This is a genomic window from Pseudomonas sp. GW456-L12, assembly GCF_059424045.1.
Map to the genome: position 1 here is coordinate 127153 of NZ_JBWKZA010000006.1, position 15342 is coordinate 142494.

The following is a 15342-nucleotide window of genomic DNA, read 5'->3' on the forward strand; positions in this document are numbered from 1 at the left end:
GGCGCCTTTTTATCGGCTTGGCCTTGTGCTGTTTGTACTGACGTTATCGCGGGCAAGCCTCGCTCCTACGGAGTATCTGCTGCCAGGCGCTTACTGCTTCAGCGGCGTCAGCACTTCGTCCTTGGCGTCCTTGAGCATGAACACCAGCAGCCTGGCGGGTTTGCTGGCGCTGGCGTTGGCCGACACCGGGTGCTGCGAGCCCGCCGGTTCGTACCAGGATTGGCCTGCCTTGTAGGTGACGGCCGGTTCGTCGTTGACCCGCGAGGTGATCTCGCCTTCGAGCACATAGGCCAGGGCCGCGCCCTTGTGCATGTGCGGCACCGTGGCCTGGCCCGGTGCGTAGTCGACGGTGAGCATCAGCGCGGTCTTGCCCGGCAGGTTGTTCAGGGCATGTTCCTGCAGGATCCTGGTTTTTTCCTGGCCGTACTCCGGGTCATGGGCGGCAACGCCCAGGGAGTTGAGCAGGGCCAGGCCGGCGAGGGCGCAGGTCAGGGCAGCGAGGGGTTTCATGGTCGGATTCTCCGGTGCGAAAGGGGCCGGCTCAAGGTAAGCCCGCTGGCGCGACCGGCCTATAACCAATCCCGGCAAAGAACGGCAGACCAATGCCTCAGTGTTCGAAGTCGAGGGCGCAGGCCAGGCTGCTGGCCAGCAGGTCGATGAAGCCCTGGGCCGCCGGCAGATGGAAATGCGCCTGCATCTCGGCCGCCGAGCGCCACTGGCCGCTTACGGTCCAGCGGTGCGTGTCCGCTGTGTTGCACTGGGCGCTGTACGCCAGGCAACCGGGAGCCTCGCGCAGGGCGGCGAGAAGCGTGGTCAACTGCTGGCCAAGCTCCTCCGAACGACCCTGGGCGGCCCTGATTTGCACGATATTGATGGCTGGACTGGACATCTAGAACCCTCCGCGAGTCCTGTAGCCGCTGCCGCAGGCTGCGATCGGCTTGGGCGGCACTCCGACGTAGCAGGTGCAGGATCTCAAGATCGCAGTTGCAGTCACGGCGTTTGCTGGAGGCTCAGAATAGGGCCGCAAGATTGCAACAAAAATAACCAATCCCCGGGAAAAGCCCGGGACCAATCAGGCGATCTGTTGCAGGATGTCGCGCACCTTGTCCAGGGCCGGGTCGATGTCCAGGGTCTCGATGGCGCCAAAGCCGATGAACAGCCCGTCCCTGGCCGGCTCCTGATAATAGAAGCCGTGCAGCGGGTAGAGCCCGACCTCGACCTTCTTCGCCAGTTCCAGCAACAGCGGGATGTTCACCGGCACCTTGCACAGCGCCGCCATGTGGAAGCCGGCGGTGGACGGCACCGCCTGCAGCCAGGGCGAGAGGTCGCCGTTCAGGCGCTGCAGAATGCGCTCGCGGCGCCCGGCGTACACCGTGTGGCAGCGGCGGATGTGCTTGAGCAGGTAACCCTCGGCGATGAACTTGGCCAGCGCCCATTGCGGCAGGGTCGAGGTGTGGCAGTCGGTGAGGCGCTTGGCCTTGATCACCGCGCCGAGGATCGCCGGTGGCAGCACCGCGTAGCCCAGGCGCAGCTGCGGCAGCATGGTCTTCGAGAAGGTCCCGACATAGGCCACCACGCCGCGCTTATCCAGGCTTTGCAGGGAATCGGTGGGGCGCCCCTGGTAGCGGAAATCGCTGTCGTAATCGTCCTCGATGACGATCGCCCCCAGCTCCCGCGCCCGCTCCAGCAAGGCCTCGCGGCGGGCCGGGCTCATGGGCATGCCCAGGGGGAACTGATGGGACGGGGTGACGTAGATCAGCCGTACGCCATCGGGAATCCGCTCGACCTGGAGGCCCTGGTCGTCCACCGGCACGCCGATCACCGTCGCGCCCTGGGCACTGAACAGCAGGCGCGCCGGGGTGTAGCCGGGGTCTTCCATGGCCACCAGGCTGCCGGGTTCGAGCACCACCCGGGCGATCAGGTCCAGGGCTTGTTGCGCGCCGTTGCAGACCACGATGTCGGCGTCGCTGCAGACCACGCCGCGCGAGAACGAGACATGCCCGGCAATCGCATTGCGCAGCGCCGGCAGGCCTTCCGGCTGGCTGTAGAAACCGCCGCTCTGGGCGATTCGCCGCAGGGCGTCCTGGGTGCAGCGCCGCCACTCTTCCTGGGGGAACTGATTGCGGCTGGTGGCGCCGCCGATGAACTCGTAGCGCGAGGTGCCTTCCAGGGTCGGATGGCGCAGGGGCGAGGGCAGCTCGTGCCATTTTTCCAGGCTCTGCGCGCAGGCCAGGTCGGCGGCGCTCTGCTTGGGTTCGGCCTTCACCGGCCGGGCATTGACGAAGGTGCCGCGGCCGATCCGGCCGATCAGGAAGTTCTCGTAGGTCAGCAGGCTGTAGGTGTCCGACACCGTCTTGCGCGAGATTCCCAGTTGCTCGGCCAGCAGCCTGCTCGGCGGCAATTGCGCGCCCGCCGCCAGCCGCCCGCACTCGATGGCGTCGCGCAGTTGCCGATACAGCTGGTCGGCCAGGTCCTTGCGCCCGTTGATGACGACATGCAGTTCCATCGATGACATTCCAAAACGATCGGTGTCCGCCAGATTACCCGCAAGCCCGGGGTTCGTGTAGCGCCCCGGGATCGGCCTGCGGCCTTGGCGCGGACTGCGTCCGCGATCGCAGCCTGCGGCAGCGGCTACACCGCCCGGTCCGAAGGCAGCGTCGAACCCTGTAGCCGCTGCCGCAGGCTCGGGCCGCGTTCGGACGATAAGCCCGAAGGGCTTCGGCGGGATCAAGTCCGACACAGGTCCGGTGGACTGCCGATAAACCCCCGGATTGGCTATAGGGGCGGGCCGACGCGGACCTTAGGCTAGGGAACACAAACACACGCTCAGGGTGACTCCCGATGGAACCCCGCCTGGACTACTACAGCGCCTCGCCGGAGGCCCTCAAGGGCTTGTTGATGCTCGAGGCACAAAGCTTCGACCTGTCCATCGAGAAACCCCTGCTGGAGCTGGTCAAGATCCGCGTCTCGCAACTCAACCACTGCGCGTTCTGCTCCGACATGCACGCGGTGCAGGCGCGCCAGAACGGCGAGAGCGAGCGGCGCCTGTACGCCCTCGGCGTGTGGCGCGATTCGGCGTTGTTCAGCCCGCGGGAACGCTCGGCGCTGGCCTGGAGCGAGTCGGTGACCCTGTTGTCCGAGTCCGCGGTGCCGGATGCGTTGTTCCAGGCCGTGCGTGGCGAATTCAGCGAGCGTGAGCTGGTCGACCTGACGGTCGCGGTGGCGGCGATCAACTGCTGGAACCGCCTGGCCGTGGCGTTCCGCCAACAGCCCAGCGTCTAGCCCGGATTCCTTTTCCATCCACGCCAGCCAATGTTCGGCAAACGGCTGCTCGCGACAGGGCCCGAACACACAACCTCAAGGCCGTTGCGGCTTCACCGAGGTGCCGAAGGTATTGCCCATCCGCGTGCTGGTGGCCGCCGGGGTGGCCAGGCCCATCTGGTTCGGCGGGCGTTTGTGGATCGGCACCTGCAGGGCTTCCTGGTTCTTCTGCCCGGCCTTGGCGCCATCGGGGTTGTTGCCCATCTGCTGGCTCAGGCAACCGTAGTCCGGGGCCTTGTAGCCACCCACGCTGACGTCGATACAACCCTCTGTGGGTGTTTTGCCGGAAGCGGCGGCGGGCGCTTCGACGGGCGTGGCGGCGTGGCCGGCCAGCGGCAGGGCGCCGAGCATCAGGCTGGCGACAAGGGTGCGAAGCTGTTTCATCGGGGGCCTCCTGGCGGGCCCGGGAGGGGCCGTTGCGGTCCTTGAGTGTAAAGCAAGGCGGGTGGCGCAAAGGTGATGGTTTTTTTGCGGGCACCGTCACATCAGGTTCATAAACTGGCCTCAGGATGACGGTTTTCAGGGACAGGTAGCCGTGCAGCGACGCCGAGCAAAGGTCGGGTATCGGTCTTTCTTTCACGCGGTGTTCGCGCGCTGGGGGCTTGCGCTGCTGTTGGCGCTGGCCGCCTCGGGCGGGTTGCGGGCGGCGCAACCCGCGCCGCCGATGGTGGATTCGCACCGGCTGCTGGACCTGGACATCGCTGCGCAAGACCTGGCCGAAGCGCTTGAGCTTTTCAGCCGCTCGACCGGGATGGCGGTGCTGGTGGACCGCGAGCTGACCCGAGGGCGTCGCTCGGTACGGGTCCAGGGGCGCTACAGCGCCCGGGACGCCCTGAGTCGCCTGCTGACAGGAAGTGGTTTGATGGCCCGTTACGCCCGCTCCGATGCCTTTACCTTGCAAGTCGCCCAGCTCAGCGATGCACCTGCCCCCAAGGGGGCGGGCGGCAGTGCCGGGGCCTGGGCCAGCGACAGTTTCGCCAGTGCGCTGCAACGCGCGGTGGAGGCCGGCCTGTGCCGTTCGGAACTGACCCGGCCGGGGCGCTATCGCGCGGTGCTGCAACTGTGGATCGACCGCGGCGGGCATATCGAGCACAGCCGCCTGGTCACCACCACCGGCGATCTGCGGCGCGACGAGGCACTGGTGCAGAGCCTCAGCGAAACCTGGGTCGAACGACCCGCGCCAAGTTCGCTGCGCCAGCCAGTGACCTTGCTTCTGATACCCGACAGCGCAGGAAAACGCATGGATTGCAGACAACGCCAGGGAGCCTCCGGGGCATGAAGAATACCGGGCACAGTGCGATGGTCAGGTTGTTCCTGACCTCCTACGACGACTTCAAGGTGCGTCTGCGCCGGCGCCTGGGCTCGGAGGACCTGGCCAACGATGTGCTGCACGAAACCTACCTGCGGGTCGACCGCATGGAAGAGCCGCCGAACCTCGCCCAGCCCAATGCCTACCTCTATCGCATGGCCCTGAACATCGCCGCCGACCGCCGCGAGGCCGATGCCCGGCTGCTCACCGGCAGCGAGGTCGAGGAACTGCTGCAGGTCAGCGACGAGGCCCTGGACCCGTCGCGGGTGGTGGGCGGGCAGAAGGAAATCCAGTCGCTGCTCAAGGCGCTCTACGAACTGCCGGCGCGCCGCCGCAAGATCTTTATCGCCGCGCGCCTGGAGGAGGCGCCGCACCTGGAAATCTCCCAGCGCTTCGGCATTTCGACACGGATGGTCGAGAAGGAAATCAAGGCTGCCCTGGGCCACTGCGCCTCGCGCCTTGAAAGAAAAGTGATTCAGCGGTTCGGTCCCGGCGCCGGAAAACCGTCCTAGTCACTAAAGGCCCCGATTAATCCGTGAGTACCCGCACGCTTGAACATCTTTAGCATCTCCACTTCTCGGGCGACACCGGACCACCGGCTGCGCAACGAGGCCCAGGACTGGCTGCTCCTGCTGACCTCGGGGCGGGCCACCGCGGCCGACGCCCGGGCCTTGCAGCAGTGGTGCGCGCAGAGCCCGCAGCATGCCGAGGCCTTCGAGCAGGCCAAGTTGCTGTGGCACAGCCTGAAGCCGGCCGCCGAACACTGCCAGCAACAGGCCCAGCCGCGGCGCTTCGGCCGTCGGGCCTTTCTCGGTGGGGCGCTGGCGGCCTCGGTGGCCCTGGTGGCGGTGCGGGTCTCGGTGCCCGGCGGTTTTGCCGGGCTGGGCGCCGACTACCGCACCGAGGTCGGCGAGCAGCGCCGGGTCGAACTGGAGGACGGGCTGAGCCTGGAACTCAACACCCAGACTCGCATCAGCCGGCGCGAACTGGCCGACGGCGGGCAGGGCATCGAACTGCTCGAAGGCGAGGTCGAGGTGTTGAGCCAGAGCGCGCTGCCGGTGCGAGTCCAGGCTGGCAACGGCTGGCTGAGCGCTTCACAGGCGCGTTTCAATGTGCGCAATACCAACCACAGTGTCTGCGTGACCTGCATCGATGGCGCGCTGCAGGTCGAGGTCGCGGGCCGGCTGATCCGCCTGGACAGCGGTCGCCAGCTGACCTACGACAGCCGTCAGGTCGGCGAGCCGACGACGGTGGACCCGACGGCGGTGATCGCCTGGCGCGAGCAGGTGCTGGTGTTCGACAACGCCACCCTCAACACGGTGATCGACGAGATCAACCGCTACCGTCCGGGCATGCTGGTGCTGCTCAACGCCGAGCTGGGCAAGCGCAAGGTACAGGCGCGCTTCAACCTCAACCAGTTGGCCGGCGTGGCCCTGTTGATCCGCGACGCCTACGGCGCCAAATGCACCGAATTGCCGGGCGGCGTGGTGTTGTTGAGCTGAGACCTGGCACCTGGATCTGTAGGAGCGAAGCTTGCTCGCGATAGCGTCCGAGCAGACAGCCCGCGTGGCCTGGATCGCGGGCAAGCCTCGCTCCTACAGAATCGCCGTCGACCCAAATCCCCCATGGCCGTTGCGTTAACGTGCGTTGCCGTTGTAGCCGCTGCCGAGCGCAGCGAGGCTGCGATCGACCGCGCAGCGCTCGTAAACCGGGCAATCCAGTTTTCCTGGCAAACCGCGTGCTCAGGTTTGGCGAGGACTTCGTCGGAATGCCGCCCACCTCGTTCGCAGCCTCGCAGGCTCGGCAGCGGCTACAGGTGCGGTGTCCAACCCGGCGTTGTCCTTACTCCAACGGCCCCAGCACCTGGCGGTAACGCTCTTCGCCCTGGGGCGTCTGCCGCACCAGGCGGATCTCCAGGCCTGGCGGGTTTTCCTTGCGGTTGCCGCTGAGCTGGCGCCAGCCCTTGTCCCGATCCCAGACCCGCAGTTGCAAGTCGCTGACATGCTCCAGCACCGCCACGCCGTTTTTCGGCGCGGGCAGCGGATAACGATCGCGGGCCGGCGCCGCCGCGCGGTACAGGGTGTCGCCCTTGAGCCACCAGCGCACCCGTTGCAGGCCCTCGCCGGGCGTCGCCGAACTGCGGATCACATCCAGGCGGAAGGTGCCGCTGTCGGCGCTGCGCACGGTCAGGGCCGCCGGCACATCGACGGCTTCGGCATCGGCCCCGGCCGGCACCGGTTCCATCAGTTCGACACTGGCCCGCAGCGCCACGTCCCGTTCCAGCTGGTACAGGGTGCGCAGCAGTTCCTCGGTCTGCGCGCTGCTGGCCTGCAAATGGCTGTCGGCCCGGCTGACGCTGTCCAGCCCGCGCCAGGCGATCACGCTGACCACCGCCATCAGCAGGATCGCCACCATCACCTCGATCAGGGTAAAGCCGCCTTGGCGCTGGTTGGTCCGCGCCCTCATGGCTGTGCCACCACCCGGACCTGGCCTGTGGCGGTGCGTTGCACCGTCAGGCTGTGCCGGCCGTCGGACAGTTGCACCTGCAGCGGCGCGTCTATCCATTCGGCGTTGAGCACCAGCCGCGGGCCGGGCTCGATGCGCACTTTGATCGTCGGGCTTTCCCAGGGCCGCGGGCGCAGTTGCGGGTCGTCCTTGAACTGATCGAGGCCGCGGCCGTCGTCGCTGGGCCGGCTGAAGGCGAAACCCTTGGCATCCGCCCGCCAACTGATGGGCCGGCCATCCACGCGCGCCTCGGCCTGGGCCACCTGGAGCAACTGCGCCAGGCGCTCGGCATCCTTGCGCAGGCCCTGCAGCGGGTCGGGGCGGATGCTCAGGCTGATGGCGGCGCTGGCGATCCCGATGATCACCAGCACCACCATCAGCTCGATCAGGGTGAAGCCCTGTTGTCGGGATGGGGTCATGGGGCGCGCTCCTGTGCGTCGGTTTTCATCCTGCCCGGCGAATGTGAAATAAAAACGTGACCATTGCGCGCTAGGCTGCGAAGACGGACAAACAGGAGGTCCTTGCCATGGCATTCGTCCATCGATTTTCCCCGCCGCAGCTGGTGCAGTCCGTGGCCCTGCTGGCGATCGTGGCCGGGGTGGCGACCTGGTCGTCGCTGCTGCTGACCCCCGCCGAGTCACGCACCCCGCAGGCGCCGCCGCAAGCCCTGGCCGCCCAGGCCCAGAGCCCGGCGCAGCAGTGGTTTTCCAACCAGCCGCTGGCGCTGGACATCAAGGTCACCGGGTTGATGGCCAGCCCCCGCGGCGCGGTGGCGATCCTCAGCCTCAACGACGCGCCGCCGCGCAGCTTCCTGGTGGGCGAGCGCCTGGCCCAGGGCGTGCAACTGGTGGCCATCGAGGGCGACGGGGTGGTGATCGAGCGCGGCGGCGAGCGCTCGCGGCTGGATGTCAGCAAGTTGCCGGAAAGCCCGGCGTTGCCGGTGCTGACCCGGCAGTGATGGTTCTGTACGACAAGCGGCTGCATGCTGGAGCCTTCGGCGCTACGCAGGCCATGCCTAGCGGAGTCCCCTGTAGGAGCGAGCTTGCTCGCGATGGACCCGAGAACGCCGCGTTCATCCACTCAACACGCATTATCGTTAACGTCCATCGCGAGCAAGCTCGCTCCTACAGGGTTATTCCTTAGCGATTGGGGTTTTTCGGTGTCCGCGCGACCAGGGTATCCAGGCGCGCCAGGGGCGGGGCCTCGCGGCTGCGGTCGAGGACCAGCACGCTGACCCGGGACAGCCGTGGGTCGGGGCTGGGGGCGATGTTCTGTTCGCAGCGCAGCTTGAGCCGGCCCTGATCGCATTCGATGTTCTTGGTCCCGGACGGCAGGCGGCCTTCCAGGCGCAGCTCCGCCAGGCGCGACTGGGCCGCCAGCAAGGCGATGGACTTATCCCGCAACAAACCATTGCTCTGGGTCATCAAGCCGGCCACGCGGATCGCCGCCGACATGGCCACGGCGATGATCGCCAGCGCCACCAGCACCTCGATCAGGGTGAAACCCCGCTGTTCAGCGGCTGGCGGTCCGGCGGGTCGTTTGAGTAGTGGCTGGCGTGGCCCCGGCATGGACGTCTCGTGGCGCAAATGGAGGCTTGCAGGCTACATGGCAAATTTGACCGATTGGCTACGGACGCTCCCGAGCAACGTCAATATCACTGACATATTTTCTTGTAACACTGCCCGACGAATCGAAATCAAGCCAAGGAACGTCGAGATGGATGTCGTGCGCTTCACGTCACACCCCCAGCCTCATCTTCAGCCCCGCCTCCAGCCCCGCCGCCCACGCGGACAGGGCGGTTTCACCCTGATCGAGATCATGGTGGTGGTGGTCATTCTCGGGATCCTCGCCGCGATGGTGGTGCCCAAGGTACTCGACCGTCCGGACCAGGCCCGGGCCACCGCGGCCAAGCAGGACATCGGCGGGCTGATGCAGGCCCTCAAGCTCTATCGCCTCGACCACGGCACCTATCCGAGCATGAACCAGGGCCTGAAAGTGCTGGTGGAGCGCCCGGCGGATGCCAAGAACAGCAACTGGCGCTCCTACCTGGAACGCCTGCCCAACGACCCCTGGGGCCGTCCTTACCATTACCTGAACCCGGGAGCCAACGGTGAAGTGGATGTGTTCTCCCTGGGGGCCGACGGCCAGCCAGACGGTGACGGCGTGAATGCCGATATCGGCTCCTGGCAGTTGTAAGCGCCGCCATGACAGCCCGTTCGCCGACAGCGGCGAAACAGCGTGGCATGGCCATTATCAGCGCCTTGTTGATCGCCGCCGTGGTGGCGGTGATCGCCGGCGGCATGCTGACCCGCCAGACCCTGTTCACCCGCGGGCTGGAAAGCGAGCAGCTACGGGTCCAGGGCAGTTGGCAGTTGCAGGGCGGCATGGAGGTCAGCCGCCAGCGCCTGTGGGAAGACCGCCAGCGCGACGTGCTGACCCGCCTCGACCAGAACTGGGCGCGGCCGATCCAGCTCGCGGCCCTGGGGCCGGGCGCCGGGCCGTTCGAGGGGCGGCTGGAGGACGAGCAGAGCAAGTTCAACCTGCGCAACCTGCTCGCCAATGACCGGCTCGACCCGTTGCAGATAGAGAATTTCCAGCGCCTGTGCGAGCTGCTCGGGGTCAGCGCGACCCTGGGCCAGCGCATCAGCCAGCGGGTGATCGCTTCCTACCCACGGCAGTTGAGCCCGGAAGGCACAGCGGCGCCGGCCAATAACGGTTTCCAGAGCGGTCGCGACACTTCGCCCGAGGCCGCGCGCAAACCGCTGCTGGCCAAGCAACCGATGCTGCGCAGTCTCGACGACTTGCTGGGGGTGAACGGCGTCGACGAAAAGCTGCTGGCGCGCCTGCAACCCTTTGTCACCATCCTGCCGGCCAATACCTGGGTCAACGGCAACACCGCCAGCGCCGAAGTGCTCGCCGCGACCGTGCCCGGGCTGGCGCTGCCACGGGCCAAGGCGCTGATCGCCGAGCGCGACAGTGGCCAGTGGTTCATCAACCAGGGTGACTTCATCAATCGCCTGCGCATGCCGCAGGTACCGGCGGACGCGGTGCGGGTCGGCATCACCAGCGAATGGTTCCGCCTGCAAGGCCAGGCCCGTGGCGAGCGGCGCCGGGTCAAGCTGCTGGCCTTGCTGCACCGCAGCGAAGACAACATGCCCCGAGTGATCTGGTCGCGGGTGGGCGTATGAGCCGCTTGCGCGTCAGCCTGCCGCCCTTGCATACGCTGACGGCCGAGAGCCGGGTGAGCTTTGCCCGGCTCCAGGCTAAGGAAGGCCAGGTCAAGGAAGCCGGCGAAGCCAGCCTGATGCAACTGGGGCAGATGCCCAAGGCGCCGGCGGTGGAGTGTTTCCTGCACCCGGAGGACAGCCTGCTGGCGAGTATCGAGCTGCCGGCCCTGACGCCGGCCAAGGTCAGCGCGGCGGTGGCCTGTGCCGCCCAGGCGCTGATTCTCGGCCACAGCGACAGCCTGTACGTGGCCCACAGCCCGCGCGACAGCGACGGCCAGGTGCACATCAGCTGGTTGCCGCGCGAGGCGCTGGCGCGGCTCGGCCAGGTGCTGGAGCAGGCCGGCCTGAAACTGCGCGGCCTGTACCCGGCGCCCTATGCCTTGCCGGTGCCGACGGCGGGCCAGTTGACCGCCTGCCTGCAAGACCAGCACCTGTTGCTGCGCCATAGCCCGCGGCAGGGCAGTGTGCAACCGCTACCCGAAGACGCCTTGCAGGCGTTGCTGGCCAACGGTGTTGGGCTGCAATGGATAGGCGAGGCGGCCCCGCCAGCGGCCCTGGAGCAACTGCCGGACAGCTGCCGCTGGACCGGCCAGGCACCCGACTGGGGCCTGCACGGCGGGGTGCAGGACAACAGCGCTCGCCAGCAGGGCTGGGGCCGTGCCGCGGCGCTGTGCGCGGTGGCGCTGGTGGTCTGGACCCTGGGCCTGAACCTCTACGCCGCGCGCCAGGCGGCCCAGGGCCAGCAGCTCAAGGCGCAGATGAGCCAACGGGTGCAGCAGGTGTTCCCGGAATTGCCGGTGATCCTCAACCCCCTGCAACAGGCGCGTCAGCAACTGGCGGCGCGGCAGAGCGGGGCCAGCGGCGACGCTCCGCACAGCTTCAACAGCCTGGTGCTGCAGGCCAGCAATGCCATGCCTTTCGTGATCGGCGGGGTCGAGCGTTTGAACTATCAGAACGGCGAATTGCAACTGAGCCTGCTCAGCGACACCCGTGTCCCCGCGCCCGACAGCGGCTGGCAGGGCCTGCTGACCCAGGCCGGGCTCGAAGCCAGCCCCGGCGACCAGGGCTGGACCCTGCGCGCCGCCACAGGCATGGCGACCGGCGCGGTGCCGATGGAAGCCGACGACAGCGAGGAAGACGAGGATGAATAAGCTGAACCTCAGCCGTTACCGGCAACGCTGGCAGCGTCAGGCCGCCCAGGCGCAACTGTACTGGAACGGCCTGGCCCTGCGCGAGAAACGCCTGCTGGCCGGAGCGGCGGCGCTGCTGGGTGGCTTGCTGGTGTGGCTGGTGCTGATCGAGCCGGCCCTGAACAAGATCGATTACTGGCAGGCCGAGATCCCCAAGCTGCGCTCCCAGTCCGAAGCCCTGGAGCTGGTGCTGCACCAGGCCGGCGGGCCCCGTGGCGGCGAGCCGGGGCAGAGCCTGGAGCAGTCCTTGCGCCAGACCCTGGATGCCGCCGGCCTGCAGGGGCTGTACCAGTTGCAGCTGGCGGGCGAGGGCGAGCCCCAGGCCTGGCACTTGAGTTTTCAAGAGGCCCCGGCGGATGCCGTGGTCGGTTGGCTGCTGGGCAATCCCCGGCAGTTTTCCCTGGAAGTGGTGGAGGCCCGCCTGCAACGCGCGGGGCCGGCCGACATCGATGGCACGGCAGGCAAACTGTCCGGAACCGTTCGCATGGATCAGGCGCTTGGCGCTAAGGAAGCTTCATGAAGTGGTCAGGTTCTTTTTACGCCCGCCAATCGCGCAAGGCACTGCCCTTGCTCCTGCTGGGGCCGCTGGCCCTGGCGCTGGCGGCGTGCAGTAACAGCAAGGAGCCACAGCCACCGTTGCTGGTGGACAGCGAACTGGGGCGGCCCCTGGGCGAGACCAATCGCAGTGGCGGCGATGTGGTGGCCGAGCGGGAGCGGGCCCAGGCGCAACAGACCCAGCGTCCCAAATTCCAGCATCCGATCAGCCGTGCGGGACGCGCCCCCGGTGCTCCCGCCGCCAGCAGCACGGTGGTGCGCAATCCCCTGGGCGACCAGCCGGTGCGCCTGAATTTCGTCGATGTCGATATCCAGGCCGTGGTCCGGGCGCTGGCGCGTTCCACCGGCCAGCAGTTCCTGGTGGACCCGCGGGTCAAGGGCAACCTGACCCTGGTCAGCGAAGGCGAAGTGCCGGCCCACCAGGCCTACGACATGCTGCTGGCGGCCCTGCGCATGCAGGGTTTCAGCGTGGTGGATGTCGGCGGCGTGGCCCAGGTGGTGCCGGAAGCCGACGCCAAGCTGCTCGGCGGGCCGATCTACAACGCCGGCAAGCCGTCGGCCAACGGCATGCTGACCCGCACCTTCCGCCTGCAATACGAAAACGCGGTGAACCTGATCCCGGTGCTGCGCCCGATCGTGTCGCCGAACAACCCGATCAACGCCTACCCGGGCAACAACAGCATCGTCATCACCGACTACGCCGAGAACCTCACCCGGGTGGCGCAGATCATCGAAGGCATCGACATTCCCAGCGCCCTGGACACCGACGTGGTGCCGGTGCAGAACGGCATCGCCGTGGACATCGCCGGCATGGTCTCCGAGCTGCTGGAAACCCAGGGCGCCGACCCGACCCAGAAGGTCAGCGTGGTCGGCGACCCGCGTTCCAACTCGATCATCATCCGCACCGGCAGCCCCGAGCGCACCGAGCTTGCGCGCAACCTGATCTACAAGCTGGACAACGCCCAGAGCAACCCGAGCAACCTGCACGTGGTGTACCTGCGCAACGCCCAGGCCGGCAAGCTGGCCCAGGCCCTGCGCGGCCTGCTCACCGGCGAGAGCGACAGCGGCACCGGCGACAACGCGCGGGCCATGCTCGGCAGCATGGGCGGCATGAGCCAGGGCGGCAGTTCCAGCAGCGGCCAGAGCGGCAGCACCAGCTCCACCAGTGGCAGCTCCAGCCTCGGCGGCGGCAGCTCCGGCAGCGGTTATGCCCAGGGCGGCAGTTCCAGCAGCAGCCAGGGCGGCACCCAGGCGTCCGAGCAGAACACCGCCTTCAGCGCCGGCGGCGTGACCATCCAGGCCGATGCCACCACCAACACCTTGCTGATTTCCGCGCCGGAACCGCTGTACCGCAACCTGCGCGAAGTCATCGACATGCTCGACCAGCGTCGCGCCCAGGTGGTGATCGAAAGCCTGATCGTCGAAGTCAACGAAGACGACGCCGCCGAATTCGGCGTGCAGTGGCAGACCGGCAATCTCGGTGGCAGCGGCGTCATCGGCGGCGCCAACCTCGGCGGCAGCGGCCTCAACCTCAACGGCAAGACCAGCATCGATGTGCTGCCCCAGGGCCTCAACGTCGGCCTGGTCAACGGCACCGTGGACATCCCCGGGATCGGCAAGATCCTCGACCTCAAGGTGCTGGCCCGGGCCCTGAAGAGCAAGGGCGGGAACAACGTGCTGTCGACCCCGAACCTGCTGACCCTGGACAACGAAGCGGCGAGCATCTTCGTCGGCCAGACCATTCCCTTCGTCACCGGCAGCTACGTCACCGGCGGTGGCGGCAACAGCAACAACCCGTTCCAGACCGTGCAGCGCGAAGAAGTCGGCCTGAAGCTGAATGTGCGGCCACAGATTTCCGAGGGCGGCACGGTCAAGCTCGACATCTATCAGGAGGTCAGCAGCGTCGACCAGCGCGCCTCGGTGCAGGCCGGCACCGTGACCAACAAGCGCGCGATCGACACCAGCATCCTGCTCGACGACGGCCAGATCATGGTCCTCGGCGGCCTGCTGCAGGACGGCTACAGCCAGAGCAACAACGCGGTGCCGTGGCTGTCGACTATCCCCGGGATCGGCGCGCTGTTTCGCAACGAAAGCCGCTCGACCAACAAGACCAACCTGATGGTGTTCCTGCGGCCCTACATCATTCGCGATAGCGCCGCGGGGCGCAGCATCACCCTCAACCGCTACGACTTCATGCGCCGCGCCCAGGGCGGCCTGCAGCCGGACCGCAGCTGGGCCATGCCGGACATGCAGGCGCCGCAATTGCCGACGGCGGAGCAGGGGGTGCCGGGGGTTGTGCCGGTGTCGGTGCCAGCGCCGAGGGTGAGGATCAAAGCGGTGCCGGTGCAATGAGTTCGCCTGTTGCGTTTATGCGCTCGGCGTCTGGTGCGCTGGGTGATGGGGGGAATATCCGTTGCTGCGGTAACGGCTACCTAGGGTTCCGCCTTTACGGCGGGGGCGGGGTACATATCCGTTACTGCGGTAATGGCGACTTAGGGTTCCGCTTTTACAGTGGGGTTGGTGTACATATCCGGTACTGCGGTTATGACTGCTGGCGGTTCCGCCCTTACGGCGGGTCACTTTTGGCAAACGCCCCAAAAGTAACCAAAAAGTCTCGCCCCTCCATTCGGTGCCTCGCTAGGGCTCGGCATGCCCTCACTCCGGCATTGCTCCGGGGGCCCGCCGCCACAGGCCATCCATGGCCTGGGGCGGCTAGCGCGGCATCCCTGCCGCGCTACCCCCTGCGCAACGCCTGCGTTCGGCCTCTGGGAAAGGGGCGGGTGGATCAAGGGCAAGATCAAAAGCCACAGCTAAAGCCAAAGCCAAGCGCGTTGTACGCGCTTCTTGTAGCCGCTGCCGCAGGCTGCGATCGGCTGCGCAGCAGACGCAAAACCACCCACCTCGATCCGCCTGATACACCGCGCCGCCTGGCCTGGCGTGCGCTACGCGCCCGATCGCAGCCTGCGGCAGCGGCTACAGGGATCGAGGCATTCCTACGGAGTTACCTCCTGCGCAACGCCTGTGTTTGGCCTTTGGGAAAGGGGCGAGTGGATCAAGGGCAAGATCAAAAGCCACAGCTAAAGCCAAAGCCAGGCGCGTTGTACGCGCTTCTTGTAGCCGCTGCCGCAGGCTGCGATCGGCTGCGCAGCAGACGCAAAACCATCCACCTCGATCCGCCTGATGCACCGCGCCGCCTGGCTTGGCGTGCGCTGCGCGCCCGATCGCAGCCTGCGGC

The 15342-nt window shown here is 67.3% G+C and carries 17 protein-coding genes; 10 read left to right on the plus strand and 7 right to left on the minus strand.

Going from position 1 to position 15342, the window contains the following annotated elements; all coding sequences use genetic code 11:
* Positions 1–90: 90 nt before the first annotated feature.
* From AC07Y9_RS10115 to pdxR, 3 genes are all read right to left on the minus strand, one after another.
* On the minus strand, positions 91–510 hold the full coding sequence (locus AC07Y9_RS10115) for a cupin domain-containing protein (RefSeq protein WP_102679336.1): 420 nt from the start codon (positions 508–510) through the stop codon (positions 91–93).
* A gap of 97 nt (positions 511–607) precedes the next feature.
* Positions 608–889 (minus strand): antibiotic biosynthesis monooxygenase family protein, encoded by a 282-nt coding sequence (locus tag AC07Y9_RS10120; RefSeq protein ID WP_102679335.1) that lies wholly within the window; start codon positions 887–889, stop codon positions 608–610.
* Positions 890–1072: 183 nt separating this feature from the next.
* Positions 1073–2506 carry a MocR-like pyridoxine biosynthesis transcription factor PdxR gene (gene pdxR / locus AC07Y9_RS10125; RefSeq protein WP_102679334.1) on the minus strand — a complete coding sequence of 478 codons (1434 nt, stop codon included), beginning with the start codon at positions 2504–2506 and terminating at the stop codon, positions 1073–1075.
* A gap of 335 nt (positions 2507–2841) precedes the next feature.
* Between pdxR and AC07Y9_RS10130 the strand changes: the two genes are divergently transcribed.
* Positions 2842–3282 carry a carboxymuconolactone decarboxylase family protein gene (locus AC07Y9_RS10130; RefSeq protein WP_102679333.1) on the plus strand — a complete coding sequence of 147 codons (441 nt, stop codon included), beginning with the start codon at positions 2842–2844 and terminating at the stop codon, positions 3280–3282.
* Positions 3283–3357: 75 nt separating this feature from the next.
* On the opposite strand, the gene AC07Y9_RS10135 is transcribed toward AC07Y9_RS10130, so the two are convergent.
* A complete protein-coding gene (locus AC07Y9_RS10135) occupies positions 3358–3705 on the minus strand; it encodes a hypothetical protein (RefSeq protein ID WP_102679332.1) in 348 nt (115 codons plus the stop codon).
* 280 nt (positions 3706–3985) lie between these two features.
* Here AC07Y9_RS10135 and AC07Y9_RS10140 point away from each other — a divergent pair, with 280 nt between their 5' ends.
* The 3 genes from AC07Y9_RS10140 to AC07Y9_RS10150 are packed head-to-tail and all read left to right on the plus strand — an operon-like array spanning position 3986 to position 6132.
* A complete protein-coding gene (locus tag AC07Y9_RS10140; protein WP_087091180.1) occupies positions 3986–4600 on the plus strand; it encodes an STN domain-containing protein in 615 nt (204 codons plus the stop codon).
* Positions 4597–5142, plus strand: coding sequence for an RNA polymerase sigma factor (locus tag AC07Y9_RS10145; protein ID WP_009043644.1), 546 nt, complete (start codon positions 4597–4599; stop codon positions 5140–5142). The genes AC07Y9_RS10140 and AC07Y9_RS10145 overlap by 4 nt, the downstream gene beginning before the upstream one ends.
* A 39-nt stretch (positions 5143–5181) precedes the next feature.
* Positions 5182–6132, plus strand: a complete 951-nt coding sequence (locus AC07Y9_RS10150; RefSeq protein WP_102679331.1) for a FecR family protein — start codon at positions 5182–5184, stop codon at positions 6130–6132.
* A 340-nt stretch (positions 6133–6472) separates the two neighbouring features.
* Here the strand turns inward: AC07Y9_RS10150 and AC07Y9_RS10155 are convergent, their stop codons facing one another.
* Together AC07Y9_RS10155 and gspH are read right to left on the minus strand one after the other, a co-directional pair.
* On the minus strand, positions 6473–7096 hold the full coding sequence (locus AC07Y9_RS10155) for a PulJ/GspJ family protein (RefSeq protein WP_102679330.1): 624 nt from the start codon (positions 7094–7096) through the stop codon (positions 6473–6475).
* Entirely contained in the window at positions 7093–7554 is a 462-nt protein-coding gene (gene gspH, locus AC07Y9_RS10160; protein ID WP_085531027.1) for a type II secretion system minor pseudopilin GspH, read from the minus strand. The genes AC07Y9_RS10155 and gspH overlap by 4 nt, the downstream gene beginning before the upstream one ends.
* 107 nt (positions 7555–7661) lie before the next feature.
* Between gspH and AC07Y9_RS10165 the strand changes: the two genes are divergently transcribed.
* On the plus strand, positions 7662–8093 hold the full coding sequence (locus AC07Y9_RS10165) for a type II secretion system protein N (protein ID WP_007930664.1): 432 nt from the start codon (positions 7662–7664) through the stop codon (positions 8091–8093).
* A gap of 181 nt (positions 8094–8274) precedes the next feature.
* Here AC07Y9_RS10165 and gspI read toward each other — a convergent pair whose 3' ends face one another.
* On the minus strand, positions 8275–8703 hold the full coding sequence (gspI, locus tag AC07Y9_RS10170) for a type II secretion system minor pseudopilin GspI (RefSeq protein WP_102679329.1): 429 nt from the start codon (positions 8701–8703) through the stop codon (positions 8275–8277).
* A gap of 148 nt (positions 8704–8851) precedes the next feature.
* On the opposite strand from gspI, the gene gspG reads away from it, so the two are divergent.
* Genes gspG through gspD form a run of 5 tightly spaced genes read left to right on the plus strand, consistent with a single transcriptional unit; the run spans position 8852 to position 14459 of the window.
* Positions 8852–9331 (plus strand): type II secretion system major pseudopilin GspG, encoded by a 480-nt coding sequence (gene gspG, locus AC07Y9_RS10175; protein WP_016704695.1) that lies wholly within the window; start codon positions 8852–8854, stop codon positions 9329–9331.
* 8 nt (positions 9332–9339) lie between these two features.
* Positions 9340–10323: a type II secretion system minor pseudopilin GspK gene (gene gspK, locus AC07Y9_RS10180; protein WP_102679328.1), complete on the plus strand. Its 984-nt coding sequence runs from the start codon at positions 9340–9342 to the stop codon at positions 10321–10323.
* A complete protein-coding gene (gene gspL, locus AC07Y9_RS10185; RefSeq protein WP_102679327.1) occupies positions 10320–11513 on the plus strand; it encodes a type II secretion system protein GspL in 1194 nt (397 codons plus the stop codon). Before gspK ends, gspL begins: the two co-directional genes overlap by 4 nt.
* Positions 11506–12072 carry a type II secretion system protein M gene (locus tag AC07Y9_RS10190; RefSeq protein WP_102679326.1) on the plus strand — a complete coding sequence of 189 codons (567 nt, stop codon included), beginning with the start codon at positions 11506–11508 and terminating at the stop codon, positions 12070–12072. The genes gspL and AC07Y9_RS10190 overlap by 8 nt, the downstream gene beginning before the upstream one ends.
* A complete protein-coding gene (gene gspD / locus AC07Y9_RS10195) occupies positions 12069–14459 on the plus strand; it encodes a type II secretion system secretin GspD (RefSeq protein ID WP_102679325.1) in 2391 nt (796 codons plus the stop codon). The genes AC07Y9_RS10190 and gspD overlap by 4 nt, the downstream gene beginning before the upstream one ends.
* Positions 14460–15342 lie beyond the last annotated feature (883 nt).

Excerpts from the sequence above, each read along its gene's own strand:
- AC07Y9_RS10115 (WP_102679336.1), bottom strand. The coding sequence starts at position 510 with ATGAAACCCCTCGCTGCCCTGACCTGCGCCCTCGCCGGCCTGGCCCTG.
- pdxR (WP_102679334.1), bottom strand. The coding sequence starts at position 2,506 with ATGGAACTGCATGTCGTCATCAACGGGCGCAAGGACCTGGCCGACCAG.
- gspD (WP_102679325.1), top strand. The coding sequence starts at position 12,069 with ATGAAGTGGTCAGGTTCTTTTTACGCCCGCCAATCGCGCAAGGCACTG.
- AC07Y9_RS10120 (WP_102679335.1), bottom strand. The coding sequence starts at position 889 with ATGTCCAGTCCAGCCATCAATATCGTGCAAATCAGGGCCGCCCAGGGT.
- AC07Y9_RS10140 (WP_087091180.1), top strand. The coding sequence starts at position 3,986 with ATGGTGGATTCGCACCGGCTGCTGGACCTGGACATCGCTGCGCAAGAC.
- gspI (WP_102679329.1), bottom strand. The coding sequence starts at position 8,703 with ATGCCGGGGCCACGCCAGCCACTACTCAAACGACCCGCCGGACCGCCA.
- gspH (WP_085531027.1), bottom strand. The coding sequence starts at position 7,554 with ATGACCCCATCCCGACAACAGGGCTTCACCCTGATCGAGCTGATGGTG.
- gspG (WP_016704695.1), top strand. The coding sequence starts at position 8,852 with ATGGATGTCGTGCGCTTCACGTCACACCCCCAGCCTCATCTTCAGCCC.
- AC07Y9_RS10190 (WP_102679326.1), top strand. The coding sequence starts at position 11,506 with ATGAATAAGCTGAACCTCAGCCGTTACCGGCAACGCTGGCAGCGTCAG.
- AC07Y9_RS10135 (WP_102679332.1), bottom strand. The coding sequence starts at position 3,705 with ATGAAACAGCTTCGCACCCTTGTCGCCAGCCTGATGCTCGGCGCCCTG.
- gspL (WP_102679327.1), top strand. The coding sequence starts at position 10,320 with ATGAGCCGCTTGCGCGTCAGCCTGCCGCCCTTGCATACGCTGACGGCC.
- gspK (WP_102679328.1), top strand. The coding sequence starts at position 9,340 with ATGACAGCCCGTTCGCCGACAGCGGCGAAACAGCGTGGCATGGCCATT.
- AC07Y9_RS10130 (WP_102679333.1), top strand. The coding sequence starts at position 2,842 with ATGGAACCCCGCCTGGACTACTACAGCGCCTCGCCGGAGGCCCTCAAG.
- AC07Y9_RS10155 (WP_102679330.1), bottom strand. The coding sequence starts at position 7,096 with ATGAGGGCGCGGACCAACCAGCGCCAAGGCGGCTTTACCCTGATCGAG.
- AC07Y9_RS10165 (WP_007930664.1), top strand. The coding sequence starts at position 7,662 with ATGGCATTCGTCCATCGATTTTCCCCGCCGCAGCTGGTGCAGTCCGTG.
- AC07Y9_RS10145 (WP_009043644.1), top strand. The coding sequence starts at position 4,597 with ATGAAGAATACCGGGCACAGTGCGATGGTCAGGTTGTTCCTGACCTCC.